20 protein-coding genes are annotated in these 23,142 nt (G+C 59.6%); 16 read left to right on the top strand and 4 right to left on the bottom strand.

All coding sequences use genetic code 11. The annotated features are described in order from the left end of the window. Nucleotides 1–40: 40 nt before the first annotated feature. Entirely contained in the window at nucleotides 41–1,372 is a 1,332-nt protein-coding gene (locus QD409_RS08430) for an MFS transporter (RefSeq protein WP_430762409.1), read from the bottom strand. A gap of 255 nt (nucleotides 1,373–1,627) precedes the next feature. Here QD409_RS08430 and aqpZ point away from each other — a divergent pair, with 255 nt between their 5' ends. The 9 genes from aqpZ to ligA all read left to right on the top strand — a co-directional run bounded on the left by aqpZ (nucleotide 1,628) and on the right by ligA (nucleotide 14,035). Further along, nucleotides 1,628–2,314 carry an aquaporin Z gene (gene aqpZ / locus QD409_RS08425; protein WP_430762408.1) on the top strand — a complete coding sequence of 229 codons (687 nt, stop codon included), beginning with the start codon at nucleotides 1,628–1,630 and terminating at the stop codon, nucleotides 2,312–2,314. A 302-nt stretch (nucleotides 2,315–2,616) separates the two neighbouring features. Continuing rightward, entirely contained in the window at nucleotides 2,617–3,543 is a 927-nt protein-coding gene (locus QD409_RS08420; protein WP_430762407.1) for a D-alanine--D-alanine ligase, read from the top strand. Beyond that, on the top strand, nucleotides 3,531–4,463 hold the full coding sequence (locus QD409_RS08415) for a cell division protein FtsQ/DivIB (protein WP_092853244.1): 933 nt from the start codon (nucleotides 3,531–3,533) through the stop codon (nucleotides 4,461–4,463). Before QD409_RS08420 ends, QD409_RS08415 begins: the two co-directional genes overlap by 13 nt. Further along, nucleotides 4,460–5,791: a cell division protein FtsA gene (gene ftsA / locus QD409_RS08410; RefSeq protein ID WP_092853246.1), complete on the top strand. Its 1,332-nt coding sequence runs from the start codon at nucleotides 4,460–4,462 to the stop codon at nucleotides 5,789–5,791. Before QD409_RS08415 ends, ftsA begins: the two co-directional genes overlap by 4 nt. A 103-nt stretch (nucleotides 5,792–5,894) precedes the next feature. Next, a complete protein-coding gene (gene ftsZ, locus QD409_RS08405) occupies nucleotides 5,895–7,631 on the top strand; it encodes a cell division protein FtsZ (RefSeq protein WP_092853248.1) in 1,737 nt (578 codons plus the stop codon). A gap of 329 nt (nucleotides 7,632–7,960) precedes the next feature. Beyond that, nucleotides 7,961–8,917 carry a UDP-3-O-acyl-N-acetylglucosamine deacetylase gene (gene lpxC / locus QD409_RS08400; RefSeq protein WP_092853250.1) on the top strand — a complete coding sequence of 319 codons (957 nt, stop codon included), beginning with the start codon at nucleotides 7,961–7,963 and terminating at the stop codon, nucleotides 8,915–8,917. Nucleotides 8,918–9,203: 286 nt separating this feature from the next. Beyond that, nucleotides 9,204–10,073 carry an outer membrane protein assembly factor BamD gene (locus QD409_RS08395; protein ID WP_430762406.1) on the top strand — a complete coding sequence of 290 codons (870 nt, stop codon included), beginning with the start codon at nucleotides 9,204–9,206 and terminating at the stop codon, nucleotides 10,071–10,073. Nucleotides 10,074–10,085: 12 nt separating this feature from the next. Further along, nucleotides 10,086–11,759, top strand: a complete 1,674-nt coding sequence (gene recN / locus QD409_RS08390) for a DNA repair protein RecN (protein WP_430762405.1) — start codon at nucleotides 10,086–10,088, stop codon at nucleotides 11,757–11,759. Nucleotides 11,760–11,881: 122 nt separating this feature from the next. Then, complete coding sequence (ligA, locus tag QD409_RS08385; protein WP_430762404.1) at nucleotides 11,882–14,035, top strand: NAD-dependent DNA ligase LigA; 2,154 nt, start codon at nucleotides 11,882–11,884, stop codon at nucleotides 14,033–14,035. Nucleotides 14,036–14,075: 40 nt separating this feature from the next. Here the strand turns inward: ligA and QD409_RS08380 are convergent, their stop codons facing one another. Further along, the gene (locus QD409_RS08380; RefSeq protein WP_092853258.1) at nucleotides 14,076–14,612 is read right to left on the bottom strand and encodes a GNAT family N-acetyltransferase; all 537 of its coding nucleotides are present in this window, start codon (nucleotides 14,610–14,612) and stop codon (nucleotides 14,076–14,078) included. Nucleotides 14,613–14,930: 318 nt separating this feature from the next. On the opposite strand from QD409_RS08380, the gene QD409_RS08375 reads away from it, so the two are divergent. The 3 genes from QD409_RS08375 (at nucleotide 14,931) to QD409_RS08365 (ending at nucleotide 16,416) form a co-directional block, all read left to right on the top strand. After that, nucleotides 14,931–15,254 carry an ArsR/SmtB family transcription factor gene (locus tag QD409_RS08375; RefSeq protein ID WP_092853260.1) on the top strand — a complete coding sequence of 108 codons (324 nt, stop codon included), beginning with the start codon at nucleotides 14,931–14,933 and terminating at the stop codon, nucleotides 15,252–15,254. A 38-nt stretch (nucleotides 15,255–15,292) separates the two neighbouring features. Next, the gene (locus QD409_RS08370; RefSeq protein WP_092853262.1) at nucleotides 15,293–15,736 is read left to right on the top strand and encodes an SRPBCC family protein; all 444 of its coding nucleotides are present in this window, start codon (nucleotides 15,293–15,295) and stop codon (nucleotides 15,734–15,736) included. Between the two features lie 185 nt (nucleotides 15,737–15,921). After that, nucleotides 15,922–16,416 (top strand): CreA family protein, encoded by a 495-nt coding sequence (locus QD409_RS08365; protein ID WP_092853264.1) that lies wholly within the window; start codon nucleotides 15,922–15,924, stop codon nucleotides 16,414–16,416. 267 nt (nucleotides 16,417–16,683) lie between these two features. Here the strand turns inward: QD409_RS08365 and QD409_RS08360 are convergent, their stop codons facing one another. After that, nucleotides 16,684–17,148, bottom strand: coding sequence for a chemotaxis protein CheW (locus tag QD409_RS08360; protein ID WP_092853322.1), 465 nt, complete (start codon nucleotides 17,146–17,148; stop codon nucleotides 16,684–16,686). A 456-nt stretch (nucleotides 17,149–17,604) separates the two neighbouring features. On the opposite strand from QD409_RS08360, the gene QD409_RS08355 reads away from it, so the two are divergent. From QD409_RS08355 to QD409_RS08340, 4 genes are all read left to right on the top strand, one after another. Continuing rightward, complete coding sequence (locus QD409_RS08355; protein ID WP_430762403.1) at nucleotides 17,605–18,207, top strand: SCO family protein; 603 nt, start codon at nucleotides 17,605–17,607, stop codon at nucleotides 18,205–18,207. An 8-nt stretch (nucleotides 18,208–18,215) separates the two neighbouring features. Further along, the gene (locus tag QD409_RS08350) at nucleotides 18,216–19,358 is read left to right on the top strand and encodes an FAD-dependent oxidoreductase (RefSeq protein WP_430762402.1); all 1,143 of its coding nucleotides are present in this window, start codon (nucleotides 18,216–18,218) and stop codon (nucleotides 19,356–19,358) included. A gap of 20 nt (nucleotides 19,359–19,378) precedes the next feature. Next, a complete protein-coding gene (locus tag QD409_RS08345; protein WP_092853270.1) occupies nucleotides 19,379–20,257 on the top strand; it encodes a 50S ribosomal protein L11 methyltransferase in 879 nt (292 codons plus the stop codon). A gap of 685 nt (nucleotides 20,258–20,942) precedes the next feature. Continuing rightward, nucleotides 20,943–22,778 (top strand): aminopeptidase P family protein, encoded by a 1,836-nt coding sequence (locus tag QD409_RS08340; protein ID WP_430762401.1) that lies wholly within the window; start codon nucleotides 20,943–20,945, stop codon nucleotides 22,776–22,778. Nucleotides 22,779–22,828: 50 nt separating this feature from the next. Here the strand turns inward: QD409_RS08340 and QD409_RS08335 are convergent, their stop codons facing one another. Beyond that, nucleotides 22,829–23,140, bottom strand: a complete 312-nt coding sequence (locus tag QD409_RS08335; RefSeq protein ID WP_430762400.1) for an AzlD family protein — start codon at nucleotides 23,138–23,140, stop codon at nucleotides 22,829–22,831. Between the last annotated feature and the right edge of the window lie 2 nt (nucleotides 23,141–23,142).

The raw sequence follows: 23,142 nt of genomic DNA, 5'->3' as shown, positions 1-23,142 counted from the left end.
GGTGAAAACCCGGCCTTTTCAATTTGTTACGCTTGTTTTCTCAGACTTCGTCATTGCCCGAGAGCAGGATGCCGATCAGCGAGAGCAGGGCGGCGGCAGCCAGATAGTAGCCGACATAGACGAGGCCGTAGGTCGTTGCGAGCCATGTGGCGATGTAGGGAGCCAGAGACGCACCGACGATGCCCCCGAGATTGAAGGTCATCGAGGCGCCGGTATAGCGCACGGTGGTCGGGAACGGCGCTGCCAGCGCGGCGCCGATCGGGCCGTAAGTGAAGCCCATCAATGCCAGACCGATGATCGAGCAGACGAAGGCTCCTGCAAGGCCGGCCGTCAGCAGCGACGAATAGAACAGGCCGAAGATGAGAATGCCGATCGTCGTCAGGATCAGAACCAGACGGCGCGAATAGCGGTCCGACAACAGGCCGGAGAGCGGGATCATCAGGCCGAAGAACACGACGCCGACGAGCTGGACGACGAGGAACTGGCCCTGCGAGTAGCCGAGACCTGCCGGCAGCGGACCGTTGCCGGGAGGGCGGGTGCCCCAGCTCAGCGTGAAGGCCGTCATGAGGTAGAACAGCACGAAGGTGGCGACCGCGATGATGGTGCCGAGGATCAGGCTGCGGAAGTGCGAGCGGAAGATGACCGCGATCGGAACGGAAACTCGTTCTTCCTTCTCGATAGCGCGCTGAAACTCCGGAGTTTCCGTGATCTTCAACCGGACATAAAGGCCGACGGCAACGAGCACGATGCTGATCAGGAAGGGAATGCGCCAGCCATAGTTGAGGAAGTCCGCATCAGCCATGCTCTCGCGCAGGATCAGGAACAGACCTGCCGACAGGATAAAGCCGATCGGTGCGCCGAGCTGCGGAAACATGGCGTACCAGCTGCGTTTGCCTTCCGGAGCGTTTTCCGTGGCGAGCAACACTGCGCCGCCCCACTCGCCGCCGAGACCGAGGCCTTGGCCGAGCCGGCAAAGCGCCAGCAATATCGGTGCGAGAACGCCGATCGAGGTATAGGTCGGCAGCAGGCCGATCACCACCGTCGATAGGCCCATGGTTATCAAGGCCGCGACAAGCGTTGCCTTTCGGCCGACCCGATCTCCGAAGTGCCCGAAGATCATCGCGCCGATCGGGCGCGCGAAGAAGGCGATGGAAAAGGTTGCGAAAGACTGCAGCGTTGCAGATGTCGGGTCGCTTGCAGGGAAGAACAGCTTCGGGAAGACGATAACCGCCGCCGTCGCGTAAACGTAGAAATCGAAGAATTCGATCGTTGTGCCGATAAGGCTCGCGATCAGAACACGTGCCGGAGAATTGGCAACGGCGTTGTTCGATGACGAGGGGGTCGGCGATAAAGGAGATATCGCGTCAGTCATGTTCCCACCATTTTGGACGATTCTAAGGGGTACTTAGCGGACAGAATCTGTCCTTAGCGTAATTTTTGTTCAACGCAAACGCCAACTGCGCAAGAAATCAACGGTTGCATGCTATTATTTAGCCGCAATGGTTGATTCGCGAGCAACTGGGCGAATGTTTGCTACCGCGTGGGCGTCTTTCCGGCGAGGCTTTCCCGGAATCTTCTCATAAATGGCTGATTTTCGCTGCGGTTGAGGGCAAAGGGGAAATATTTCATGCAGAAAAAGCTTATAGCTGAATTTCTTGGAACATTCTGGCTCGTATTTGGCGGCTGCGGCAGCGCGATCTTCGCAGCAGCATTTCCGAGCCTCGGTATTGGTTTTCTTGGCGTTGCCTTCGCGTTCGGTCTGACTGTGCTGACTATGGCTTTTGCCGTCGGCGGCATATCGGGCGGGCACTTCAATCCAGCCGTATCGGTTGGCCTGACCGTGGCCGGCCGTTTTCCCGGTGGGCAGCTTATTCCCTATATCATCGCACAGGTCGTCGGCGCCATCGCCGCTGCTGCCGTGCTTTATCTGATCGCCAGCGGGAAGGCTGATTTCCAGCTCGGCGGCTTTGCTGCGAATGGTTACGGCGAGCATTCGCCCGGCGGCTACTCCATAGTATCGGCTCTTGTGGCCGAGATTGTGCTGACCTTGTTCTTCCTCGTCGTGATTCTCGGATCGACGAGCAGCAAGGTGCCGGCTGGTTTCGCGCCGATCGCCATCGGCTTGGCACTGACGCTGATCCATCTGATTTCCATCCCGATCACCAACACATCGGTCAATCCGGCCCGTTCGACAGGTCAGGCCCTGTTCGTCGGCGGTTGGGCGCTGCAGCAGCTTTGGCTGTTCTGGGTCGCGCCGATCGTGGGGGGTGCATTGGGCGGCCTCGTCTGGAAATTGGTCGACGATAGCGAGTAAAATCAGCGTGCAATTTTAAGGCTTTCTGGCCCGCATCGGATCCTTCGATGCGGGCCTCTTTGTTTGAAAAATCTAAATGTAGCGATTTCAAAAGTAGCAACTCTCTGAATCTAATGGCAGAATTCTTTAGATCGATTTGATTCGAACCATTCGAGCATCAGCAGAGCGGCCGAAGGTTAACGAAAGTAAACGCTTCATTAACCTTAATGTCGTTCTAATCGGCCTATTGAAAGCGGGGCGAGAATCGCTGTTAGGCGAGGCCCGGCAAAAGCAGAGCAGAGACCGTGAAGTCGGGGGTATTAATGGGTGCCAAGCATGTGGCTGTCCTTTTGGGCGGATTTTCCTCGGAAAGGCCTGTCAGCCTTTCCTCGGGAAAGGCATGCGCTGACGCCCTCGAAGCCGAAGGCTTTCAGATCACTCGCGTCGACGTCGATCATGATGTTGCCAGCCGTTTGGCCGAGCTGAAGCCGGATGTAGTCTTTAATGCCCTGCACGGACCGTTCGGCGAGGACGGCACCATCCAGGGTATCCTCGAATACCTCCAGATTCCCTATACCCATTCCGGCGTGCTTGCCTCGGCTCTCGCGATGGATAAAGCGCGGGCAAAGACGGTCGCAGCCGCCGCTGGCATTCCCGTCGCAGCTTCGCTCGTCATGGATCGTTTCCGCATCGTCGGCGAGCATCCGATGAAGCCGCCCTATGTCGTCAAGCCGGTGCGCGAGGGGTCGAGCTTTGGTGTCGTGATCGTCAAGGAAGATCAGGCGCATCCGCCGCAAATCATAACGTCTTCGGAATGGCGCTATGGCGATGAGGTGCTGGTCGAGCGCTATATTCATGGCCGCGAGCTGACCTGCGGGGTGATGGGAGGCAAGGTTCTCGGCGTTACCGAGATCGTGCCACTCGGCCACAGCTTCTACGACTACGACGCGAAGTATGCCAAAGGTGGATCAAAACATGTCCTGCCAGCGGAAATTTCACCGAATCTTTACCAAAAGATACAAACATTATCGTTAAGGGCGCATGAAGCTATCGGCTGCCGCGGCGTCAGTCGATCTGACTTCCGTTTCGATGATCGCTTTTCCGAAGAAGGTGAACTTGTCTGGCTGGAGATCAACACTCAGCCCGGTATGACTCCTACCTCGCTGGTGCCCGAAATGGCCGCTTATGCCGGCTACTCGTTTGGTGAATTTCTCCGGTGGATGGTGGAGGACGCGTCTTGTTTGCGCTGACGGTCAAAAATATGAGGCGGTCCCGTCATCGCGTCCCGCTCGCCATCGACGACGTCGAAGATGCGTTCGTCCTGCCGCGTCCATTGCGCCGTGCAGTCCGCTTCCTGGTCAGCCTCGGTTCGGGCCGTATCAATATCCCCGCTCACACCGGTACGGTCTCGACCGTCCTGCTCTTTGCTGTCACCGGCCTTTATGGCATGTCCGTCGGTGGTCACGGCCAGGCAGTTGCAGAGGCGACGACGTCCGCTGCCGGATTCGCGATCGAGGATGTGAAGGTCTCCGGCAACGATGAGACTTCTGAAATCGAAATCCTGCAGTTGCTCGGCCTCGATGGTACGACCTCGCTCGTGGCCCTCAATGCGGATGCTGCTCGTCAGAAGATTGCCAATCTGCCCTGGGTTCAGAATGTCGAGGTTCGCAAAGTCTATCCTAAGACAGTCGAAGTGAAGCTGAAAGAGCGCAAGGCCTATGCCATCTGGCAGCACGGGGCGGAACTTTCGCTGATCCAGAAGGACGGCAGCGTGATCGCGCCGCTGCGCGACAACAAGTTTGCCAAGCTGCCGCTCTTTGTCGGGCGCGATGCAGAGACCTCGGCCGCTTCCGTGGAAGAGGCGTTTGCCAAATGGCCTGATATTCACGCTCAGGTAAAAGCATTCGTCCGCGTCGCCGGCCGTCGCTGGGATCTTTATCTCGACAACGGCGTGATCGTCAGGCTGCCGGAAGACAATATCGATGGCGCGCTGGCGCGGCTTACCAAGCTCGACAAGGACCAGAGCCTTCTGCAGCGCGACATCGCTGCCGTGGATCTTCGTCTAGCAGATCGTACCGCAATAGAATTGACCCCCGACGCAACGCTTCGCCGCCAGGCCGCGGTCGATGCAAGAAACAAGGCTTTGAAGAAAGCAGGGCAGGATACATGAGCTTATTCGGTTCGTCTCATTTCGGCCTGCCGCGGTTGAAGCCGCTGTCTTCCAAGCGGTCGCACATCGTCTCGGTTCTCGATATCGGCTCGACAAAGGTCGTTTGCATGATCGGCCGGCTGACGCCTCGCGAAGAGAGCCAGGTTCTGCCGAACCGCACGCATAACATCGAGATCATCGGCATCGGCCATCAGCGCTCCCGTGGTATCAAGACCGGCGTGATCGCCGATCTCGACGCGCTGGAAGGCGTCGTCCGGCTCTCCGTCGACGCGGCCGAGCGCATGGCTGGCCTCACCGTCGACAGCCTGATCGTCAATGTCTCGGCTGGCCGTCTCGGCAGCGATATCTACACCGCGACCATCGACCTGGGCGGGCAGGAAGTCGAATCAAACGATCTCAAGAAGGTATTGGCTGCGGCATGCCAGCAATCGGTCCGCCAGGAGCGCGCCGTGCTGCATTCGTTGGCGACAGGCTACTCGCTCGACGGCGAGCGTGGCATCCGTGATCCGCTTGCGATGTTCGGCGACGCTCTCGGTGTCGACATGCATGTCGTGACGGCCGAGCGCGCCGCGCTTCGTAACCTCGAACTCTGCATCAATCGCGCACATCTTTCGGTCGAAGGCATGGTGGCGACGCCTTATGCGAGCGGTCTTGCCGCTCTCGTCGACGACGAAGTCGAGCTTGGCTGCGCTGCGATCGATATGGGCGGCGGCACGACGACGATCTCGGTCTTCGCCGAGGGTAAGCTGGTGCATACCGATGCCGTCAGCCTTGGCGGCCATCACGTCACCACCGACCTCGCTCGTGGCCTTTCCACCCGCATCGAGGATGCGGAGCGTCTGAAGGTCGTCCATGCCTCCGCGCTGGCGAATTCCTCGGAAGAGCGCGAACTTATTTCCATCCCGCCGATCGGCGAAGATGAGCGTGACCAGCCGACGCAGGTGCCGAAGGCCCTGGTGTCGCGCATCGTCAAGGCTCGTATCGAGGAAACCCTCGAACTCATTCGCGATCGCATCCAGCGTTCGGGCTTCAGCCCGATCGTCGGCAAGCGTGTCGTCCTGACGGGCGGCGCCAGCCAGCTGACCGGTTTGCCTGATGTGGCGCGCCGGGTCCTTGCCCGCAATGTCCGCATCGGTCGTCCGATGGGCGTGTCCGGTCTGCCGACGGCAGCCAAGGGGCCGGCTTTTTCGACGGCGGTCGGCCTGATGATCTATCCGCAGGTCGCAGACATGGAAACACATGCGCCGAGCAGCGGTCTGCTCTCGTCGCTTGGGGGTAACAACAGCCGGATCGGCCGTGTCGGCCAATGGTTGAAAGAGAGTTTTTGAGTGCCTGATCCGGAGGTCGTTTCTCCGGGTAAGCGTCAGGCAAGTGAAATCGAGTGAATTGGCCGGCGTGGCGATGCGGCCATAAAGAGAAGGAACGGGTACAATGACTATCAAGCTGCATAAGCCAGATATCACCGAGCTTAAGCCGCGAATCACCGTGTTCGGTGTTGGTGGCGGTGGCGGCAATGCCGTCAATAACATGATCACGGCAGGCTTGCAGGGCGTCGATTTCGTCGTCGCCAACACTGATGCACAGGCGCTGACCATGACGAAGGCGGAGCGGATCATCCAGCTCGGCGTCAACGTTACGGAAGGTCTTGGCGCCGGTTCGCAGCCGGAAGTCGGCCGTGCAGCCGCTGAAGAGTGCATCGATGAAATCATCGACCACCTCAATGGCACGCACATGTGCTTCGTTACCGCCGGCATGGGCGGTGGCACGGGTACGGGTGCTGCACCGGTCGTCGCACAGGCCGCTCGCAACAAGGGCATCCTGACCGTCGGCGTCGTCACCAAGCCGTTCCACTTCGAAGGCGGCCGCCGCATGCGTCTTGCCGAACAGGGTATCCAGGAACTGCAGAAGTCGGTCGACACGCTGATCGTCATTCCGAACCAGAATCTGTTCCGCATCGCAAACGACAAGACGACTTTCGCCGACGCGTTCTCGATGGCCGACCAGGTTCTCTATTCGGGCGTTGCCTGCATCACTGACCTGATGGTGAAGGAAGGTCTCATCAACCTCGACTTCGCAGACGTCCGTTCGGTTATGCGCGAAATGGGCCGCGCCATGATGGGTACCGGTGAGGCTTCCGGCCAGGGCCGTGCAATGCAGGCCGCCGAGGCCGCCATTGCCAACCCGCTGCTCGATGAAACCTCGATGAAGGGCGCACAGGGCCTGCTGATCTCGATCACCGGCGGCCGTGACCTGACCCTGTTCGAGGTCGATGAAGCTGCAACCCGCATCCGCGAAGAGGTCGATCCCGACGCCAACATTATACTCGGCGCCACCTTCGACGAATCGCTGGAAGGCATCATCCGCGTTTCCGTCGTCGCAACGGGTATCGACCGCGCGATGAACGAAGCTGCCGACAGAGGAATGGAATTCCGTCCGGCCGCCAAGCCGGCTATGCGTCCTTCCGCGGCCGCCGCTCCGGTAGCGGCCGCAGCTCAGCCTGCCCATGTCGCGCAGGCCCATACCGCACAGGCTGCCGCTCCGGCTCCTCGTACCGTGGACCCGGTTGCCCAGACCATTCGTGCGGCAGAGGCCGATCTCGAGCGCGAGCTGGAAATCCAGATGAGCCGTCAGGCTCATGTCCAGCAGCAGCCGGTAATGCCGCAGGCCGCAGCGCCGGAAGATAGCTTCCGTCCGCAGAGCCGCATCTTCGCAGCTGCTCCGGAAGCTCAGCCGGTCCGTCAGGCCCCGGTTCAGGCGCAGCCTCAGCAGCAGGCACCGGTCATGCATCAGCAGCCGATCATCCGTCAGGCTCCCGAGCAGGTTCGCATGCCGAAGGTCGAGGATTTCCCGCCGGTCGTTAAGGCCGAAATGGAACACCGCGCCCAGCCGGCAGCCCCCCAGGCCACCGAAGAGCGTGGCCCGATGGGCCTGCTGAAGCGAATCACCAATTCGCTCGGCCGCCGCGAAGAAGATCCGGCCTTCGATGACATGATGGCCTCGACGAACGCAGCGCCGCAGCGCCGTGCACCGTCGCCGGAAGCCAGCCTCTACGCTCCGCGTCGCGGCAACCTCGACGACCAGGGCCGTCAGGCTCCGCAGGCACGCATGGCGAACCATGAAGACGATCAGCTCGAGATTCCGGCCTTCCTGCGCCGCCAGTCGAACTGACCTGATGCTGAACGACCTTTTAATAGGTTGCTAACCATCTTGACGAAATCCGGGGCCGCAAGGCTCCGGATTTCCTTATTTTAGACTTGTTGTCATATCCGAAATTATCCAACAAATTCAATCAGCTGCTTTCGTAACAATGCGAAAGAAACAGTGATTTGGAATGCTGTGCCTCGGCGCGTATGTAAATACCAAGCAAGGCTGCGGAATCACATTTGGCAGCGAGCTTTTGTAAGAGAGCGGCATAGTTAACAGACTGAACCGGCGAGAAGGGTAAGCGTCCGAAGATGGCCACCCAGCATGGATCAGACAGACGAAGGCAGAATTATATGGCAATCGGATTGCTGGGTTTTCAGACCACCATTGCAAACCCTGTGACACTTTCGGGTATCGGCGTTCATTCCGGCGCCAATGTGTCGATTACGTTCTATCCCGCTGAGGCAGGCACCGGTGTCGTTTTCCAGCGCCTGCATGGTAATGGCGATGTGACCGAGCTGCGCGCCGTTTCCTCGCAGGTCGGCAATACGGATCTCTGCACGGTTCTTGGCTTTTCTCCGGCGCGCTCCGTTGCGACGGTGGAGCATGTCATGGCTGCGATTTACGCGGTCGGCCTCGATAACGTCGTCGTGGAAGTCACCGGCGCCGAAATGCCGATCATGGACGGCAGCTCCTATCCCTTCATCGAAGCCATCGAGCAGACCGGTATCGTCTCGCTCAGCGCCAAACGTCGCTATATCCGCGTCACCAAGCCGGTGCGCATCGAGGCCGGCGGTTCCTGGTGCGAGTTTCGTCCATATGACGGCACGCGATTCGAAGTCGAGATCGATTTCGAATGCCCGCTGATTGGCCGACAGAAGTGGGAAGGCGACCTGACCGCCGAGAGCTTCAAGACCGAACTGTCGCGTGCGCGCACCTTCGGCTTCATGCGCGATGTCGAGCGCCTCTGGGCTTCGGGCCACGCGCTGGGTTCGTCGCTTGAGAATTCCGTCGTCATCTCCGACGACAATACGGTTATCAACGTCGAAGGCCTGCGTTACGCCAAGGATGAATTCGTTCGTCACAAGACGCTGGATGCCGTTGGAGATCTCGCGCTTGCGGGTGCGCAGTTCATCGGCCACTACCGCTCCTATCGCGGCGGCCATCGGATGAATGCGAATGCTCTCAAGGCGCTGCTGAGCGATCCCAGTGCTTATGACGTCGTTGAGTCCTCGGCGCAGCGTCAGCGTGCTCACAGCCGCGATTTCGTTCCGGTCAACGCCCCGGAATTCGCCCCCTGGTCGGCGTGATCTTTCGGAATCGCAATGAAATTGAGTGCCGCTCTGATGAGGAGCGGCTCTTTTTTTGACAGGCGACTCGCAAGCTTTGTCTTCGGTTGGAGCAGGACGTGAAAATCAGGTGGGCGGCAAAGGAATTCCCTGTCAAAACAGTGATTAAAGCCTGCTGAAATCCGGCCTTTGCCACAAAAATGCGTTAATGCATCATCAATGCGTTGCCCTGATGGTGTTTTTACGGCTAGAAACGCCAGCGAGAGAACGCCGTCTCCGCAACGACGGCTAGTGGGACAGTGATCCGATGAGTTTTGCAAGGTCTGAAAGCATGAATATCGCAGCACGGGCTTTGCTCGTATCGCTTCTCCTGGCTGGTACCAGTGCTGTGGTGACCGGTTGTAATACGAAGAAGGATATCGACATCACCAAGCTCGGTGTCGATACCGATCCGCCGGAATTGCTCTACAATCAGGGCCTCGCCAATATCAAGGCCGGCAACATGACGGAAGCCGGCAAGAAGTTCGATGCCATCAACCAGCAGCAGCCCTTCTCCGAATGGGCGCGCAAGGCGATGGTGATGAGCACTTTCGTGAAGTTCCGTACAGGTCGCTACGACGACGCCGTGCAGACAGGCAATAGCTACCTGCGGCAGTATCCGGCCTCCGAAGATGCCGATTACGTCCAGTACCTGGTCGGCTCGTCCTACGCCAAGCAGATCGTCGACATCACGCAGGACCAGCGCGCGGCGCAGCAGACGATCGAGGCGATGAGCAAGCTCGTCACCAATTATCCGAAGTCGCAATATGTCAGCGACGCGCAGGAAAAGATCCGCTTTGCCCGCGACCAGCTCGCCGGCAAGGAAATGCAGGTCGGCCGCTATTATCTTGAGCGCAAGGATTATCTTGCCGCCATCTCCCGCTTCCGCATCGTCGTTGAGAAGTACCCGACGACCAACCAGATCGAGGAAGCCTTGGCGCGTCTGGTCGAGGCCTATTACGCGATGGGCATCGTGCCTGAAGCCCAGACGGCAGCCGCCGTTCTCGGCCACAACTATCCGGACAGCCGCTGGTACTCCGATTCCTTTCAGCTGCTGAAGAAGGGTGGCGTGGAGCCGAGCGAAAACTCCGGTTCGTGGATTTCCAGAGCGGGCAAGAAACTTCTTCTTGGGACGTGAGATTGAGCGCAGATGCTGATCCAGCTTTCGATCCGCGATATCGTTTTGATCGAGCGGCTGGATCTTGCCTTCGAGTCCGGACTTTCGGTGTTGACCGGCGAGACGGGTGCAGGCAAATCCATCCTGCTTGATAGCCTGTCGCTGGCCCTTGGCGGGCGCGGCGATGGCGGTCTCGTGCGTCATGGAGAGGACCGCGGTCAGGTAACGGCGGTTTTCGAGGTCGGCACGCAACATCCCGCTCGCAAGCTCTTGCGCGAGAATGGCCTCGATGACGACGGCGATCTCATCTTTCGCCGCGTTCAATCTGCCGACGGCCGCACCAAGGCCTTTGTCAACGATCAGGCGCTCAGCGTTCAGCTTATGCGCCAGATCGGGCAGCTTCTCGTCGAAATCCATGGACAGCATGACGACCGTGCACTTGTCGATACGGATGCACACCGCATGCTGCTCGACGCTTTCGCCGGTCTGGCGGAAGAGGCGCAAGGGGTCGGCAGGCTGCACAAGGCATGGCGCGATAACGAGCGCACCTTGAAGAAGCACAGGGAGCAGGTGGAGAAGGCGGCCCGCGAGGCCGACTATCTGCGTGCTTCCGTCGAAGAACTGGAAAAGCTGTCGCCGCAGGACGGCGAAGAGGATGATCTCGCCGAAAAGCGCTCGCGGATGATGAAAGCCGAGCGCATCGCCGGCGATATCGCCGAGGCTTCGGAGTTCCTGAACGGCAACGCCTCGCCCGTGCCGCATATCGCTTCGCTGGTCCGCCGGCTCGAGCGCAAGAGCCATGAGGCGCCGGGCCTGCTGGAGGATACTGTCGCGTTGCTCGACGCGGCTCTCGACCAGCTCTCCAATGCGCAGATGGAAGTAGAGGCCGCACTGCGCAAGACGGAATACGATCCGCGCGAACTTGAGCGGGTCGAAGAGCGGCTGTTTGCGCTCCGCGCGGCCTCGCGCAAATATTCGGTGCCCGTAAGCGAGCTTCCGGCTCTCGCCGAGCGCATGGTTTCCGATCTTGCCGATGTCGATGCTGGCGAAGAGAAGCTGGCCCGCCTGGATGCCGAATTGGTTGCCGCAAAGACGGAATATGATGTCGCCGCTCGCAGCCTGTCGGAGAAGCGTCGCCATGCGGGCGAGGCCCTTGCCGCCGCCGTCATGACGGAATTGCCGGCGCTGAAGCTAGAGCGGGCGCGTTTCATGGTGGAAATCACCAGCGACCGGGACGCCGGTACGGCCGAGGGCATCGATGTTGTCGAATTCCATGTGCAGACCAACCCCGGCACGCGCCCCGGTCCGATCACCAAGGTCGCGTCCGGCGGCGAGCTGTCGCGTTTCCTGCTGGCGCTGAAGGTGGCGCTCGCCGATCGCGGTTCGGCGCCAACCCTCGTGTTTGATGAAATCGATACCGGTGTTGGCGGTGCGGTCGCCGATGCGATCGGCCAGCGGCTGAAACGCCTGTCCGATCGCGTGCAGGTGCTTTCCGTCACGCACGCACCACAGGTCGCTGCACGCGCCGGGACACATCTCCTGATCTCCAAAGGCCCGGTCGCAGATGGATCGGAAAAAATCTCGACACGCGTGGCGACCATGGAGCCCAAGGATCGGACCGAGGAAATCGCCCGCATGCTTGCTGGCGCTTCGGTGACGGACGAGGCGAGGGCGGCTGCTAAGCGCCTGCTATCAGGCAACGGCTGATCGCTGCACACGTCCCACCACTTGATTTTTCTCTTTGTTTTTACGCGCTCCGGGCGGAAAACCGCTTCACACTTTTTCTCGAAGTGCTCTAAAACATCTCCGAAATCGGGGAGTGTCGATTCATGAGCACCGAACAGAAGCCCGTCGAAGATCTGACCGAAGACGAAGCGGCCGCCGCGCTTGCCTATCTGGCCGCGGAGATCGCACGCAACGATGCGCTTTATCATGGCAAGGACGCGCCGGAGATCTCGGATGCCGACTATGATGCGCTGAAGCGGCGCAATGACGCTATCGAAGCCCGGTTCCCGGCTTTGGTTCGCGCCGACAGCCCATCGCGTCGGGTGGGTGCAGCACCTTCGGAGACCTTCGCGCCTGTCGTTCATGCAAGGCCGATGTTGTCGCTCGACAACACGTTTTCGCAGGAAGATGTGGAGGATTTCGTTGCGAGCGTCTATCGCTTCCTCGGCCGGCTTCCGGATAATTCGATTGCCTTTACCGCCGAGCCGAAGATCGATGGTCTTTCCATGTCGATCCGCTACGAAAATGGGCGGATGGTGAGTGCTGCAACGCGCGGCGACGGCACGACCGGCGAAAATGTCACCGCCAATATCAGAACTATCCAGGAGATCCCCCAGACCTTGCCCGCAGGCGCGCCCGCTGTTGTCGAGGTACGCGGTGAGGTCTACATGGCGAAGAGCGATTTCCTGGCGCTCAATGCGCAGATGGAGGCCGAGGGCAAGCAGACCTATGTCAACCCGCGCAACACCGCGGCTGGTTCACTACGCCAGCTGGACGCGAAGGTAACGGCCAGCCGCAAGCTGAAATTCTTTGCCTATGCCTGGGGCGAGATGTCGGACATGCCGGCCGATACGCAATATGGCATGGTGCAGGCCTTCAAATCGTGGGGCTTCCCGGTCAATCCGCTGATGGCGCGATTGCATTCCGTCGCCGATATTCTCGGCCACTATGAAGAGATCGGCCTGCAGCGACCCGATCTCGATTATGATATCGACGGCGTGGTCTACAAGGTCGATAGCCTGGAACTTCAGGCTCGCCTTGGCTTCCGCTCGCGCTCGCCGCGCTGGGCGACGGCACATAAATTTCCCGCAGAGCAGGCGTTCACACGTCTCGTCGGCATCGATATCCAGGTCGGCCGCACCGGTGCGCTGACGCCCGTCGCGCGGCTTGAGCCGATCACGGTCGGTGGTGTCGTCGTCACCAATGCGACGCTGCACAATGCCGATTACATCAAAGGTATCGGCAACAAGGGCGAGGCGATCCGCGATGGCCGCGATATCCGCGTCGGCGACATGGTGATCGTGCAGCGAGCAGGCGACGTCATCCCGCAGATCGTCGATGTCGTGATGGAGAAGCGTGAAGCGTCGAGCGCGCCCTATGAGTTTCCCAGGGTTTGTCCGGTCTGCGGCAGCCACGCGGTGCGGGACATCAACGAAAAGACAGGCAAGGTCGATGCCGTGACCCGCTGCACCGGCGGCTTTATCTGCCGGGCGCAGGCGACCGAGCATCTCAAGCATTTCGTCTCGCGCAATGCCTACGATATCGAAGGTTTGGGCTCGAAGCAGATCGATTTCTTTTTCGAGAGCGAAGATCAGGCACTGCAGATCAGGACCGCGCCTGACATCTTCACTCTTGAGAAGCGCCAGCAATCGTCGCTTGCGAAGCTGGAAAATATCGACGGCTTCGGTAAGGTCAGCGTCGGCAAGCTTTATGCTGCCATCAATGAGAGGCGGCAGATTGCCTTGCACCGCTTCATCTTCGCGCTTGGCATCCGTCATGTCGGCGAGACGACCGCCAAGCTGCTTGCACGCTCCTACGGCACTTACCAAGCCTTCGAGGTGGCGATGAAAGAGGCGGCCCCGCTTTCAGGCGATGCGTGGAACGACCTCAACAATATCGAGGGTATCGGCGAGGTGGTGGCGCGTGCGATCGTCGAATTCTACAAGGAGCCGCGCAATACCGAGGTGATCGCAAGCTTGCTCAAAGAGGTGCAGCCTCAGGAGGCCGAGCAGCCCGTGACATCCGGGAGCCCAGTTGCCGGCAAGACAGTTGTCTTCACCGGCTCCTTGGAAAAGTTCACCCGCGATGAAGCCAAGGCCAAGGCAGAGAGCCTAGGCGCCAAGGTTTCCGGCTCGGTGTCGAAAAAGACCGATATTGTCGTAGCAGGACCGGGCGCTGGTTCGAAGCTCGACAAAGCGCGGGAGTTCAACGTCCAGATCATGACCGAGGACGAGTGGCTGGATTTTATCGGCGGATAAGAGATGGCGGCGGGATCGTGACCCACCGCCCTTCGATCGTTCAGAGTCTTAAGCGCGCCATCGTGAAGGCGTCCACATATTCGCCGTTACGGAATGCAAAAGCGCGCAGGCGTCCTTCGGTTTCGAAGCCGAATTTCTCGTAGAGCCGGATCGCCGGTGCATTGTCGACAAAGACGGTGAGTTCCAGGCGCTTGATCGCCAGCCAGTTGTCGGCGCTGTCGACAAGCGCGGCAAGAAGCGCCGAGCCGACGCCGCAGCCCGTGAAATCGTCGTGCACACCCATGCCGATCTGGCCGATGTGCATCCGTCGTCCGGAAAGCCGGTTGAGGCCGGCATTGCCGACGACTTGTTCGTTGACCTCCGCGACAAGGCGGGTCGAGTTGGGGGCGGGCTTTTCCAGCCATTCCCGGGTTTCCTCGACGCTTTGAAAGGGCAGGCGCAAGGTGCCGGCGCGGAAACCGGGAAGATTGGCGATCGCCGCGATCGCTTCGGCATCGGACGGCCGCGTCGCACGGATCTCGATCGGGCCGACTTTGCCTGATCGTCGCTTAACGGGCTCTTGTTCGTCGAAAGACATGGGCTCTCCTTGGTATTGGGGAGGAGAGCAAGGAGATTTCAACCCTGCTCGCCTCGGCAGGGTTGAGATGGATCGCAGTTAGCTCAGCGCAACACAGCTTCCACTCGCCCTGCAAAGGGAGAGATGGTGATAAGATGCATTGCCGTGGTGCGAATTGCGATCATGGAGCGATGATCCGATGCGATGGGGTCGTTGTCAATTGTCTTCCTCCAATTTTGCTACCATCGATTACGGCTGTGCCCTCCAAAGATTACTTGACAGGCAACCATTTGGTTGCCTATAAGAGAGATATAGGCAACCAGATGGTTCCGTATTGATATGAATGACGACGCGGTTTTCAAGGCTCTGGCGGACACCAGTCGGCGGCAATTGCTGGATCGACTCCATGAGCACAACGGCCAGACGCTGAACGCGCTTTGCGAGGATCTGGCCATGACCCGACAGGCAGTGGCGAAGCATCTCGCCATTCTGGAGGAGGCCAATCTGGTGTCGACCGAGAGACAGGGGCGGGAGAAGCTGCATTTCATCAATTCGGTGCCGATCAACGAGATTGCCGAGCGTTGGATCAGCAAGTTCGAGCGCCGGCAGCTGAGCGCGCTTTCGGCATTGAAGAAGGCTCTTGAAGGCGAGGGCGGTTCATAGGCCCGAGAAGCAAGAATAGTGAAACAAGGAGAAATGACATGACTGGAAGCAAGTTCGTCTACGTCACATTCATCCGCACTTCGCCGGAGAAGCTCTGGTCGGCACTGACGACACCGGAGTTCATCAGGCAATACTGGTTCGACATGACGCACGAGACCGATTGGAAGGTCGGCTCGCCGTGGAAGATGCTTTTTCCCGATGGCCGCATCGCCGACACGGGGGAAATCGCCGAATTCGAACCGCCGCGGCGCATCGCCTTCAAATGGCGCAATGAGTTCAGACCAGAGCTGAAAGCCGAGGGCTGGTCGCGTTGCGTCATGGAGTTGGAGCCCGCCGCCGACGCCGTCAAACTGACGGTCACCCACACGATCGAGCTTGAGAATTCGAAGTTCATCGAAGCGGTCTCCGGTGGCTGGCCGAAGATATTGTCCAATCTCAAGTCGCTGCTGGAAACGGGCAGGATCGCGATCGAGAACAAGTGAGAGCCGCCTCTCCTCCATGTTGGGAAGCGCCGTTGCCTTGGCGATGGCGCCTCTCGACGAGAATTGCCGTCGATGCCTTTTAACGGGCACTGCTTTGCGAGCCGCAGTCTCTTGCATCGGTCATTCGCCGTCTTACCTTAGCGGAGCCGCTCTCGCTCCCTGCGGCTGATGTTGGAGGATGATCGATGACCTCACTGAAATTCTGCGCCGCCATTGCCGCATCTTTCTTGACCCTGGCGCCTGTTTCCGCCTCTGCCGAGGTGGTTGGCAAGGTTGGCGTGGACTGGACGGGTAACGATATTCTGGTCGATGCCGTGCCGGATCCGCAAGTCTCGGGCATCACCTGCCATGTGACCTATTTTGATCGCAGCGTCATTGACCGATTGCGCAAGGGCAACTGGTTCGAAGATCCCTCCAACAATTCCATCGCCTGCCGCCAGACCGGACCGATCGAGATCGGCAGTATCAACCTGTCGCAGAGCGGCGAGGAAGTGTTCCGCGCCGGATTGTCGCTTATCTGGAAGAAGCTGGTTGTCACCCGCATCTACGACAAGAAGAACGATACGTTGGTCTATCTCATCCACTCACGCCAGCTGACGGATGGGTCGGCTAAAATGGCGATTTCGACGATACCTCTGTTCGGCCAGAACGTTAACTGGAAGAACGGCAAGCCAAAATAGAGTTACCAGAATACCTCAATGACAACCGATAGAAGGATAGTACCAAAAAAAGTCATACTCTTGGGTTGTCGAATTCCTTCTGGTTGCTTTCGGTCTGCACCTTTTTGATGCAATTTCGAAAATGAACAAGGGAGGTGACTCTTCCGCTTGTTCACGGCCTGCTGACTGGCGCGTTGGCTACACCCCTGCCAATGCTGGTCACACAAAAATCGATCGCCCTGAAGCGAGGCTCCAGGGCGATTTTTATTTTGTGCTAACTTCTTGAAGTTACGCGGCTTGTGCCAGCTGATCGGCAATGATCGTGTCGAGGTTGAGGAAGCAGACCATCGATTTCTCCAGGGCCACGATGCCTCGGCAGAAGGCGCGCTGTACCTCCGGAATGATCTCCGGCGCCGGCTGCAGATCCTCGCTCTTGATGGTCATCATGTCGGAAACTTGCTCGACCAGCAGGCCGACGAGCTTGCCGGCGATATCCGTGACGATAATGGCTGAGCGCTCGGAGGGCTCCGTCATCTTCATGCCGAGGCGGCAAGCCATGTCGATGACCGGGATTACGGCGCCACGCAGGTTGATCAGGCCGAGCACATAAGGCGGCGTATGCGGCATCGGCGTCACGGGCGCCCAGCCGCGGATTTCGCGGATGGCCATGATGTCGATGCAGAACTCCTGATCGCCGAGGTGGAAGGAGACGATTTCCAGATAGGCGCCGGCTTGTTTGATGGCGTTCGTCATGATTGAAGGCTTCCCGTTTGGCGCCGGTGGCAAGCGGCGCTGGCGATTGAAAAGAAAGATCGGCTGAAGCGGCTTGAGCAGCGGCAGCGTCCGGTGCGTCGGCGGGAAACGCCTGGCTGTACCCGGCGGGCGTCATGCCCTTCTGAAGTAAATCGGTCTGCCGTGCGTTCCGGCAGCGATGGCCGAAGTCGAGCTCGACATTTGCGATAGATGTTCGCGCGGACTGGTTAGGATTGCTTTAACACTGAAACAGAATTTATCTATGCGACCCTGCGAGAGGCGTGTGCGGGGGAATGCGGAAGCACTTGAAGTGGTGGCTCGCTTGCTGCGGCAATTTCGGCTTGTTCGGCACGTCTTCTTGAATTGCGTCCTCTACTTTGAGCCGCTACACCGACGGGTAGATCGACGCCACCGGCTTTCAGGTGCCGTCGCCGGGGTTGGATGAGGAATGCAGTCATGAGAAGCGTGCGAATTGGTGTCTGGGTGGCCGTATTGATCGTCGCCGGCATATTGGGCTGGCTGAGCTTCGGCGGCGGCAAGACGCCCGAGGTAGCCGCAGCGGGGCCGTATGGCGTGGCCTTCACGCTGGTCTCGCAGAGCGGCCAGCCGATCAGCGAGCAGGCATTTCGCGGCAAGCCTTCGGCGGTATTTTTCGGCTATACGCATTGTCCGGATGTCTGCCCGACGACCCTGTTCGAGCTGAACGGTTGGCTGGAGAAGGTCGATCCGGATGGAACCAAGCTCAATGCCTATTTCGTAACCGTCGATCCCGAGCGCGACACGCCCGAAATCATGAGCCAATATGTCTCCAACGTGTCCAAGCGCATAACCGGCATTTCGGGCGACCCCGCCAAGGTGATGGATATGATCAAGGGATTCCGGGTTTACGCCAAGAAGGTACCGGCGGATGAGAAGCAGCCGAACGGCGACTACACGATGGATCATACCGCTTCGGTCTTCCTGCTCGATTCGTCCGGCGGCTTTGCCGGAACCATCGCCTATCAGGAGGATCCGGACGTGGCGGTGAAGAAGCTGGAGAAGCTGATCAAGAAGGGATAGGGGTTTGGATGGGAAACGGGGCTAGCAAGGAAAGAAGATCCATTTTGATTGCAGGGGCGGGGCCTGCCGGTCTCACGGCGGCGCTCGAGCTTGCCCGGCGCGGCTTTGCGCCGCGCATCGTCGATGATAGCTCCGGCCCGACGCCCGCCGAAGAGAGCCGCGCTCTTGGCGTCAACGCCCGTACGCTGACATTGCTTTCTCCCTCCGGTGTCGCGGAGCGTATCATCGACGCTGCCCAATCCATCGATTGTTTCCGTTTCCATTCCGGCGAAAAGACGCTTTTCGAGCTGGATCCAAGGCAGGTGAGCGGCCGCTTCAGCGCCATCCGCGGCTTGGCTCAGGGGCATACGGAACGTCTGCTGATGGAGGCGCTTGCGAGTTATAGTATCGCACCTGAATGGCAGACGGCGATCGTCGCGAGCGAGATTGCCGATTTGCAGAAGCCGGAGGTCACGCTTCGGCACCCGGACGGCGGGATGGAAACGGTTCGCCCAGACATTCTGGTCGGTGCCGACGGTGCCCACTCCGTCGTGCGCAAGGCCATGGGAGCAGGCTTCCCGGGCGAGGCGCTGGAAGCCTATTTCTATCTCGTTGACTTTCGCTATGCCGGCCCGATCGATACCCATTTCGGCGATGTTTCGGTCTTGGATCCCGGCATGATCGGCCGCTTGCCGGTGGCATCGGATGTCATTCGCTATATTTCGACGCTGGAGGATTTCGAAAGCCGGATCGTTCATCCCGCAGCAGTTGCCGAAAGGATCTGGGCCTCGCAGTTTCGCGTTCATTTTCGTCATGTCGAGCCGATGGCCAAAGGCAATGTTTTTCTGGCTGGCGATGCCGCCCATATCCATTCGCCGGCCGGCGCGCGCGGCATGAATCTCGGTATCGAAGATGCCTGCTGGCTTGCCTGGCTCATTGCGGAAGGCCGCGAACAGGAGTATTCGGCGCTAAGAATTCCCGCCGTAAAACAAGTGTTGAAGCAGACTTATGGCCTGACGCGACTGATCACCATGACAAATCCGCTGGCAATCGCGGCGCGCAATCTTTTTGCACCGCTGCTTTTGCGCTTCGGACCGGCGCGACGGACCCTGCTTCGGAGTATAGCCGGTTACGATACGCCAAGGCCGCCTTGGATCGACTGGGCCGAGTAAAAACGAGAAAGAGCGACGAGTTGAGCGAAATCCGCCTTTATGTGACGACAACAGAGAAAGAGGCAGGGCAGATCCTTGACCTGATGACGCCGGTTTTCGAGGATGAGGAACTGCCGATCGCGACGACCGAGATCGACGAGAAGAAGGATATCTGGGAAGCCTCCATCTATCTGTATGCCGACGACGAAGAAGACGTCCGCAGCCGTTTTGAGGCGCTCCTGAAGCCGAATTTTTCCGGATTGTCCGTCCAAAAGGAAGTCATCCCCGATATCGACTGGATTGCTAAGTCGCTGGAAGGGTTGAAGCCGGTACGCGCCGGGCGCTTCCTCGTTCACGGCTCGCATGATCGCGACAAGGTCGGCGCAAGCGATATCGCCATCGAGATTGAGGCCGGGCAGGCTTTCGGCACCGGCCATCATGGAACGACGGCTGGCTGCCTTGAGACGATCGAGAAGGTTCTTGCCAGCCGTCGCGTGCGCAATGCGCTCGATCTCGGCACCGGCAGCGGTGTTCTCGCGATCGCGGTGCGCAAGCTGCGCAACATTCCGGTTCTGGCGACCGATATCGATCCGGTTGCGGTCCGCGTCGCGCGCGAAAACGTCCGCGGCAACGGGATCGCTTCGGGTATTGCATTGGAGACTGCGCCGGGGTTTCACTCCACGGCCTTTTCTCGCCATGGCCCCTTCGATCTGATCATCGCCAATATTCTGGCGCGCCCGCTCATCAAGATGGCGCCGCAGCTGGTGGCGCATCTGGCGCCGGGCGGCTCGGTCATTCTTTCCGGTATCCTGGCCGAGCAGCGCTGGAAGGTTTTGGCGGCTTATAACGGCGTTCATCTGCGCCATGTGCGCACGATCTGGCGCAATGGCTGGGTCACCATCCATCTCGACCGGCCCTGAGCCGGTCACTTCCTGCCGATCCGATTGCAAGCAAATAAAAAAGGCGGTGCCGAGGCACCGCCTTGAGACCGGCTTTCGCCGATCTTGCCCGCGAGCGTGTGTGGAGGAGTGCTCAAGCGGGCTCTAGCGTTCTTATCGTGATCCGGGAGGGAGGAGGAGAACCGGATTGCGATCGCTTAGAACGCGTAGCTTGTAAGCTTCTTAGCGGTGACCGCCGCGGCTTGCGCCGATTGCCCTCGAGGTTTCGACTTCGAGCTGACGAAGCGAGCCAACGGAGTGGCGTACGGTACGACGCTCGCCAGCCAGCGCCGGGCTAACATATGCGGAGCGAGTGATAGACATTGTCTTTAGTCCTTGGTTTGAGCGGGTTCTTCGCGAACCCCGTTTGATGTGGCGGATATAGCGACTCTCCCGCTTGCGTGGCAGGGGGGAGGCTTCATGGGAGCTATGCGCGAGATGCATGTTTCGTGCCGTGAAGTTGTCATATTTGGTCAACGATGCTCATGAAATGGGCGGATTCGTTAACGGCATCGAGGGTGGATTCGGCAAGGGAGCAGGCCCGAGCCGCTATCGCGCAGACAGTTTTCGGCCGCTTCCGAAAATCACGTCGCGCTTCCGGCAATCATGCTCTAACATACTGGCACAATTCAGTTTCACGGATTCTCCACCAGTCTTGGATCAGCTCATGTTTCAGTCTTTCGACGTCACTTCCACCCCGCAATTCGGTCGCGAGCGCGTTGCTGGCTTACGTGCCGCCTTCGGTGATCTTGGCATTGACGGCTTCCTCGTGCCGCGTGCCGACGAGTATCAGGGCGAGTATGTGGCCAAATGCTCGGAGCGTCTCGCATGGCTCACGGGCTTCACTGGCTCGGCAGGTGTTGCGCTTGTGACACACTCTCAGGCCGTGGTCTTCGTGGATGGCCGTTATGTCACGCAGCTTGCCGAGCAGGCGGATCGCAGTGTTTTCGCCGGCGGCGATCTCGTGAACGAGCCGCCGCATATCTGGCTGCCGCGCCATGCCAAGAAAGGCTTCCGGCTCGGCATCGATCCGTGGCTGCATACGGGTGCTGAAGTGCGCCGCCTGGAAAAGGCCTTGGCTGAGATCGACGGTGAGCTGGTCTTCCTCCCCCACAATCCGCTCGACAAGCTCTGGACCGACCGGCCGGCCGAGCCGCTCGGCGGCGTCATCATTCAGGATATCGGCCAGGCCGGCGTTCTGGCCAAGGATAAGCTTGCCACCATCGCGGCCAACCTCAAGGAAAAGAACCTCAAGGCGGTATTGATCACCGATCCGTCTTCGGTCGCCTGGATTTTCAATATCCGCGGCAGCGACGTTCCTCACACGCCGCATCCACTGGCGCGTGCCATCATCCATGCCGAGGGGGCAGCGGAACTCTTTCTTGACAAGCGCAAGACCAAGGTCGAGGCGGAGGCCTATCTGGCACAGATCTGCAAGCAGCTGCCGCCTGCTGAGCTCACCAAGCGCCTGGCCGCCGCTGCGGCGAATGGTGGGCGCATCCTCGTCGATCCGGATCTGGCTCCCTATGCGCTCACGGACATCATCCGTCGCGAGGGCGGCGAGATCGTCGAAGGCAGCGATCCTGCCAAACTACCGCGTGCCTGCAAGAATGCCGCCGAAATCAACGGCTCGGCGGCCGCTCATTTGCAGGATGGTGCCGCCATGGTCGAATTCCTCTATTGGCTCGAGACGAGCAAGCCGGGAACGGTCACGGAGATTGCGGCGGCCGAACGGCTGGAGGCCTGCCGCGCCCGCGTCGGCGAGAGCATGCAGAACCCGCTGAAGGACATCTCCTTCGATACGATCTCCGGCGCCGGCGAGCATGCCGCCGTCATTCACTACCGCGTGACGACGGCGAGCGATCGGATGATTCAGGCGGGCGAATTGTTCCTCATCGATTCGGGCGCGCAGTACATCAACGGCACAACTGATATCACCCGCACCATCGGCATCGGAGCAATCTCCGAAGAACAGAAGCGTCTCTTCACGTTGGTGTTGAAGGGAATGATCGCGATCAGCACGGCACGTTTCCCGAAGGGGACGCGCGGCTGCGATCTCGATCCGCTGGCGCGTATCGCGCTCTGGAAGGCAGGCGTCGATTATGCCCATGGCACCGGCCACGGCGTCGGTTCCTATCTTTCCGTGCATGAGGGACCGCAGCGCATCGCCCGGCTTGCCGTGCAGGAGCTGCTTCCCGGCATGATTCTTTCCAACGAACCCGGCTATTACCGTCCTGGTCACTTCGGCATCCGCATCGAAAACCTGATCTATATCCGAGATCCGGAGGGGATCGAAGGCGGCGACATGCCGATGCTGGGTTTCGAGACGCTGACTTTCTGCCCGATCGATCGCAGCCTGGTTCTCGTCGAGCTGCTGACGCATGACGAGCTGCATTGGCTGAACGAATATCACGTCAGGACGCGCGAAGCGCTGATGCCGCTGATCCATGATCACGACATCCGGGCATGGCTGGAAAATGCCACGCTCGAACTGAAACACTAAGAAGCAGGAGCCCCATCCCGACTCAAAACGGGATGGGGTCTCTTAACGTTTCAGGCGCCGACGGAATGGCGCCATGCCATCACGACGATCCACCCTGCGACCAGCATATAGGTCGAAGGATAGCGCAGGCCGACGAGAAGGGCTGCGAGCATCGCCACTTTGATATCCCAGCCGCCGATGAAGAAGGCAGGTGCGACGAGGGTCGTCAGGACCGCGGCGGGCACCGCATTCAGCGCCGCTTCGACGCGAGGCGGAATGCGGGTCATCTTGACGATCAGGATGTAGCCGCCGATTCGCGTCATGAAGGTCACCACGGCCGCAGCCGCAATCAGCAGGACCATATGCGGATTGAAATCGAACATGG

Origin of the sequence: Rhizobium sp. BR 315 (genome assembly GCF_050577975.1) — a bacterium.
Taxonomy (GTDB): Bacteria; Pseudomonadota; Alphaproteobacteria; order Rhizobiales; family Rhizobiaceae; genus Rhizobium; species Rhizobium miluonense.
The sequence above is the reverse complement of the archived record's forward strand: the minus strand, read 5'-3'. Positions and strand labels throughout refer to the sequence as shown.

Coding starts and splice junctions, on each gene's coding strand:
- QD409_RS08395 (WP_430762406.1), top strand. CDS start 9,204: ATGAGTTTTGCAAGGTCTGAAAGCATGAATATCGCAGCACGGGCTTTG.
- QD409_RS08420 (WP_430762407.1), top strand. CDS start 2,617: ATGGGTGCCAAGCATGTGGCTGTCCTTTTGGGCGGATTTTCCTCGGAA.
- ftsZ (WP_092853248.1), top strand. CDS start 5,895: ATGACTATCAAGCTGCATAAGCCAGATATCACCGAGCTTAAGCCGCGA.
- QD409_RS08430 (WP_430762409.1), bottom strand. CDS start 1,372: ATGACTGACGCGATATCTCCTTTATCGCCGACCCCCTCGTCATCGAAC.
- recN (WP_430762405.1), top strand. CDS start 10,086: ATGCTGATCCAGCTTTCGATCCGCGATATCGTTTTGATCGAGCGGCTG.
- ftsA (WP_092853246.1), top strand. CDS start 4,460: ATGAGCTTATTCGGTTCGTCTCATTTCGGCCTGCCGCGGTTGAAGCCG.
- QD409_RS08340 (WP_430762401.1), top strand. CDS start 20,943: ATGTTTCAGTCTTTCGACGTCACTTCCACCCCGCAATTCGGTCGCGAG.
- QD409_RS08350 (WP_430762402.1), top strand. CDS start 18,216: ATGGGAAACGGGGCTAGCAAGGAAAGAAGATCCATTTTGATTGCAGGG.
- QD409_RS08365 (WP_092853264.1), top strand. CDS start 15,922: ATGACCTCACTGAAATTCTGCGCCGCCATTGCCGCATCTTTCTTGACC.
- QD409_RS08360 (WP_092853322.1), bottom strand. CDS start 17,148: ATGACGAACGCCATCAAACAAGCCGGCGCCTATCTGGAAATCGTCTCC.
- QD409_RS08355 (WP_430762403.1), top strand. CDS start 17,605: ATGAGAAGCGTGCGAATTGGTGTCTGGGTGGCCGTATTGATCGTCGCC.
- aqpZ (WP_430762408.1), top strand. CDS start 1,628: ATGCAGAAAAAGCTTATAGCTGAATTTCTTGGAACATTCTGGCTCGTA.
- ligA (WP_430762404.1), top strand. CDS start 11,882: ATGAGCACCGAACAGAAGCCCGTCGAAGATCTGACCGAAGACGAAGCG.
- QD409_RS08335 (WP_430762400.1), bottom strand. CDS start 23,140: ATGTTCGATTTCAATCCGCATATGGTCCTGCTGATTGCGGCTGCGGCC.
- lpxC (WP_092853250.1), top strand. CDS start 7,961: ATGGCAATCGGATTGCTGGGTTTTCAGACCACCATTGCAAACCCTGTG.
- QD409_RS08370 (WP_092853262.1), top strand. CDS start 15,293: ATGACTGGAAGCAAGTTCGTCTACGTCACATTCATCCGCACTTCGCCG.
- QD409_RS08380 (WP_092853258.1), bottom strand. CDS start 14,612: ATGTCTTTCGACGAACAAGAGCCCGTTAAGCGACGATCAGGCAAAGTC.
- QD409_RS08375 (WP_092853260.1), top strand. CDS start 14,931: ATGAATGACGACGCGGTTTTCAAGGCTCTGGCGGACACCAGTCGGCGG.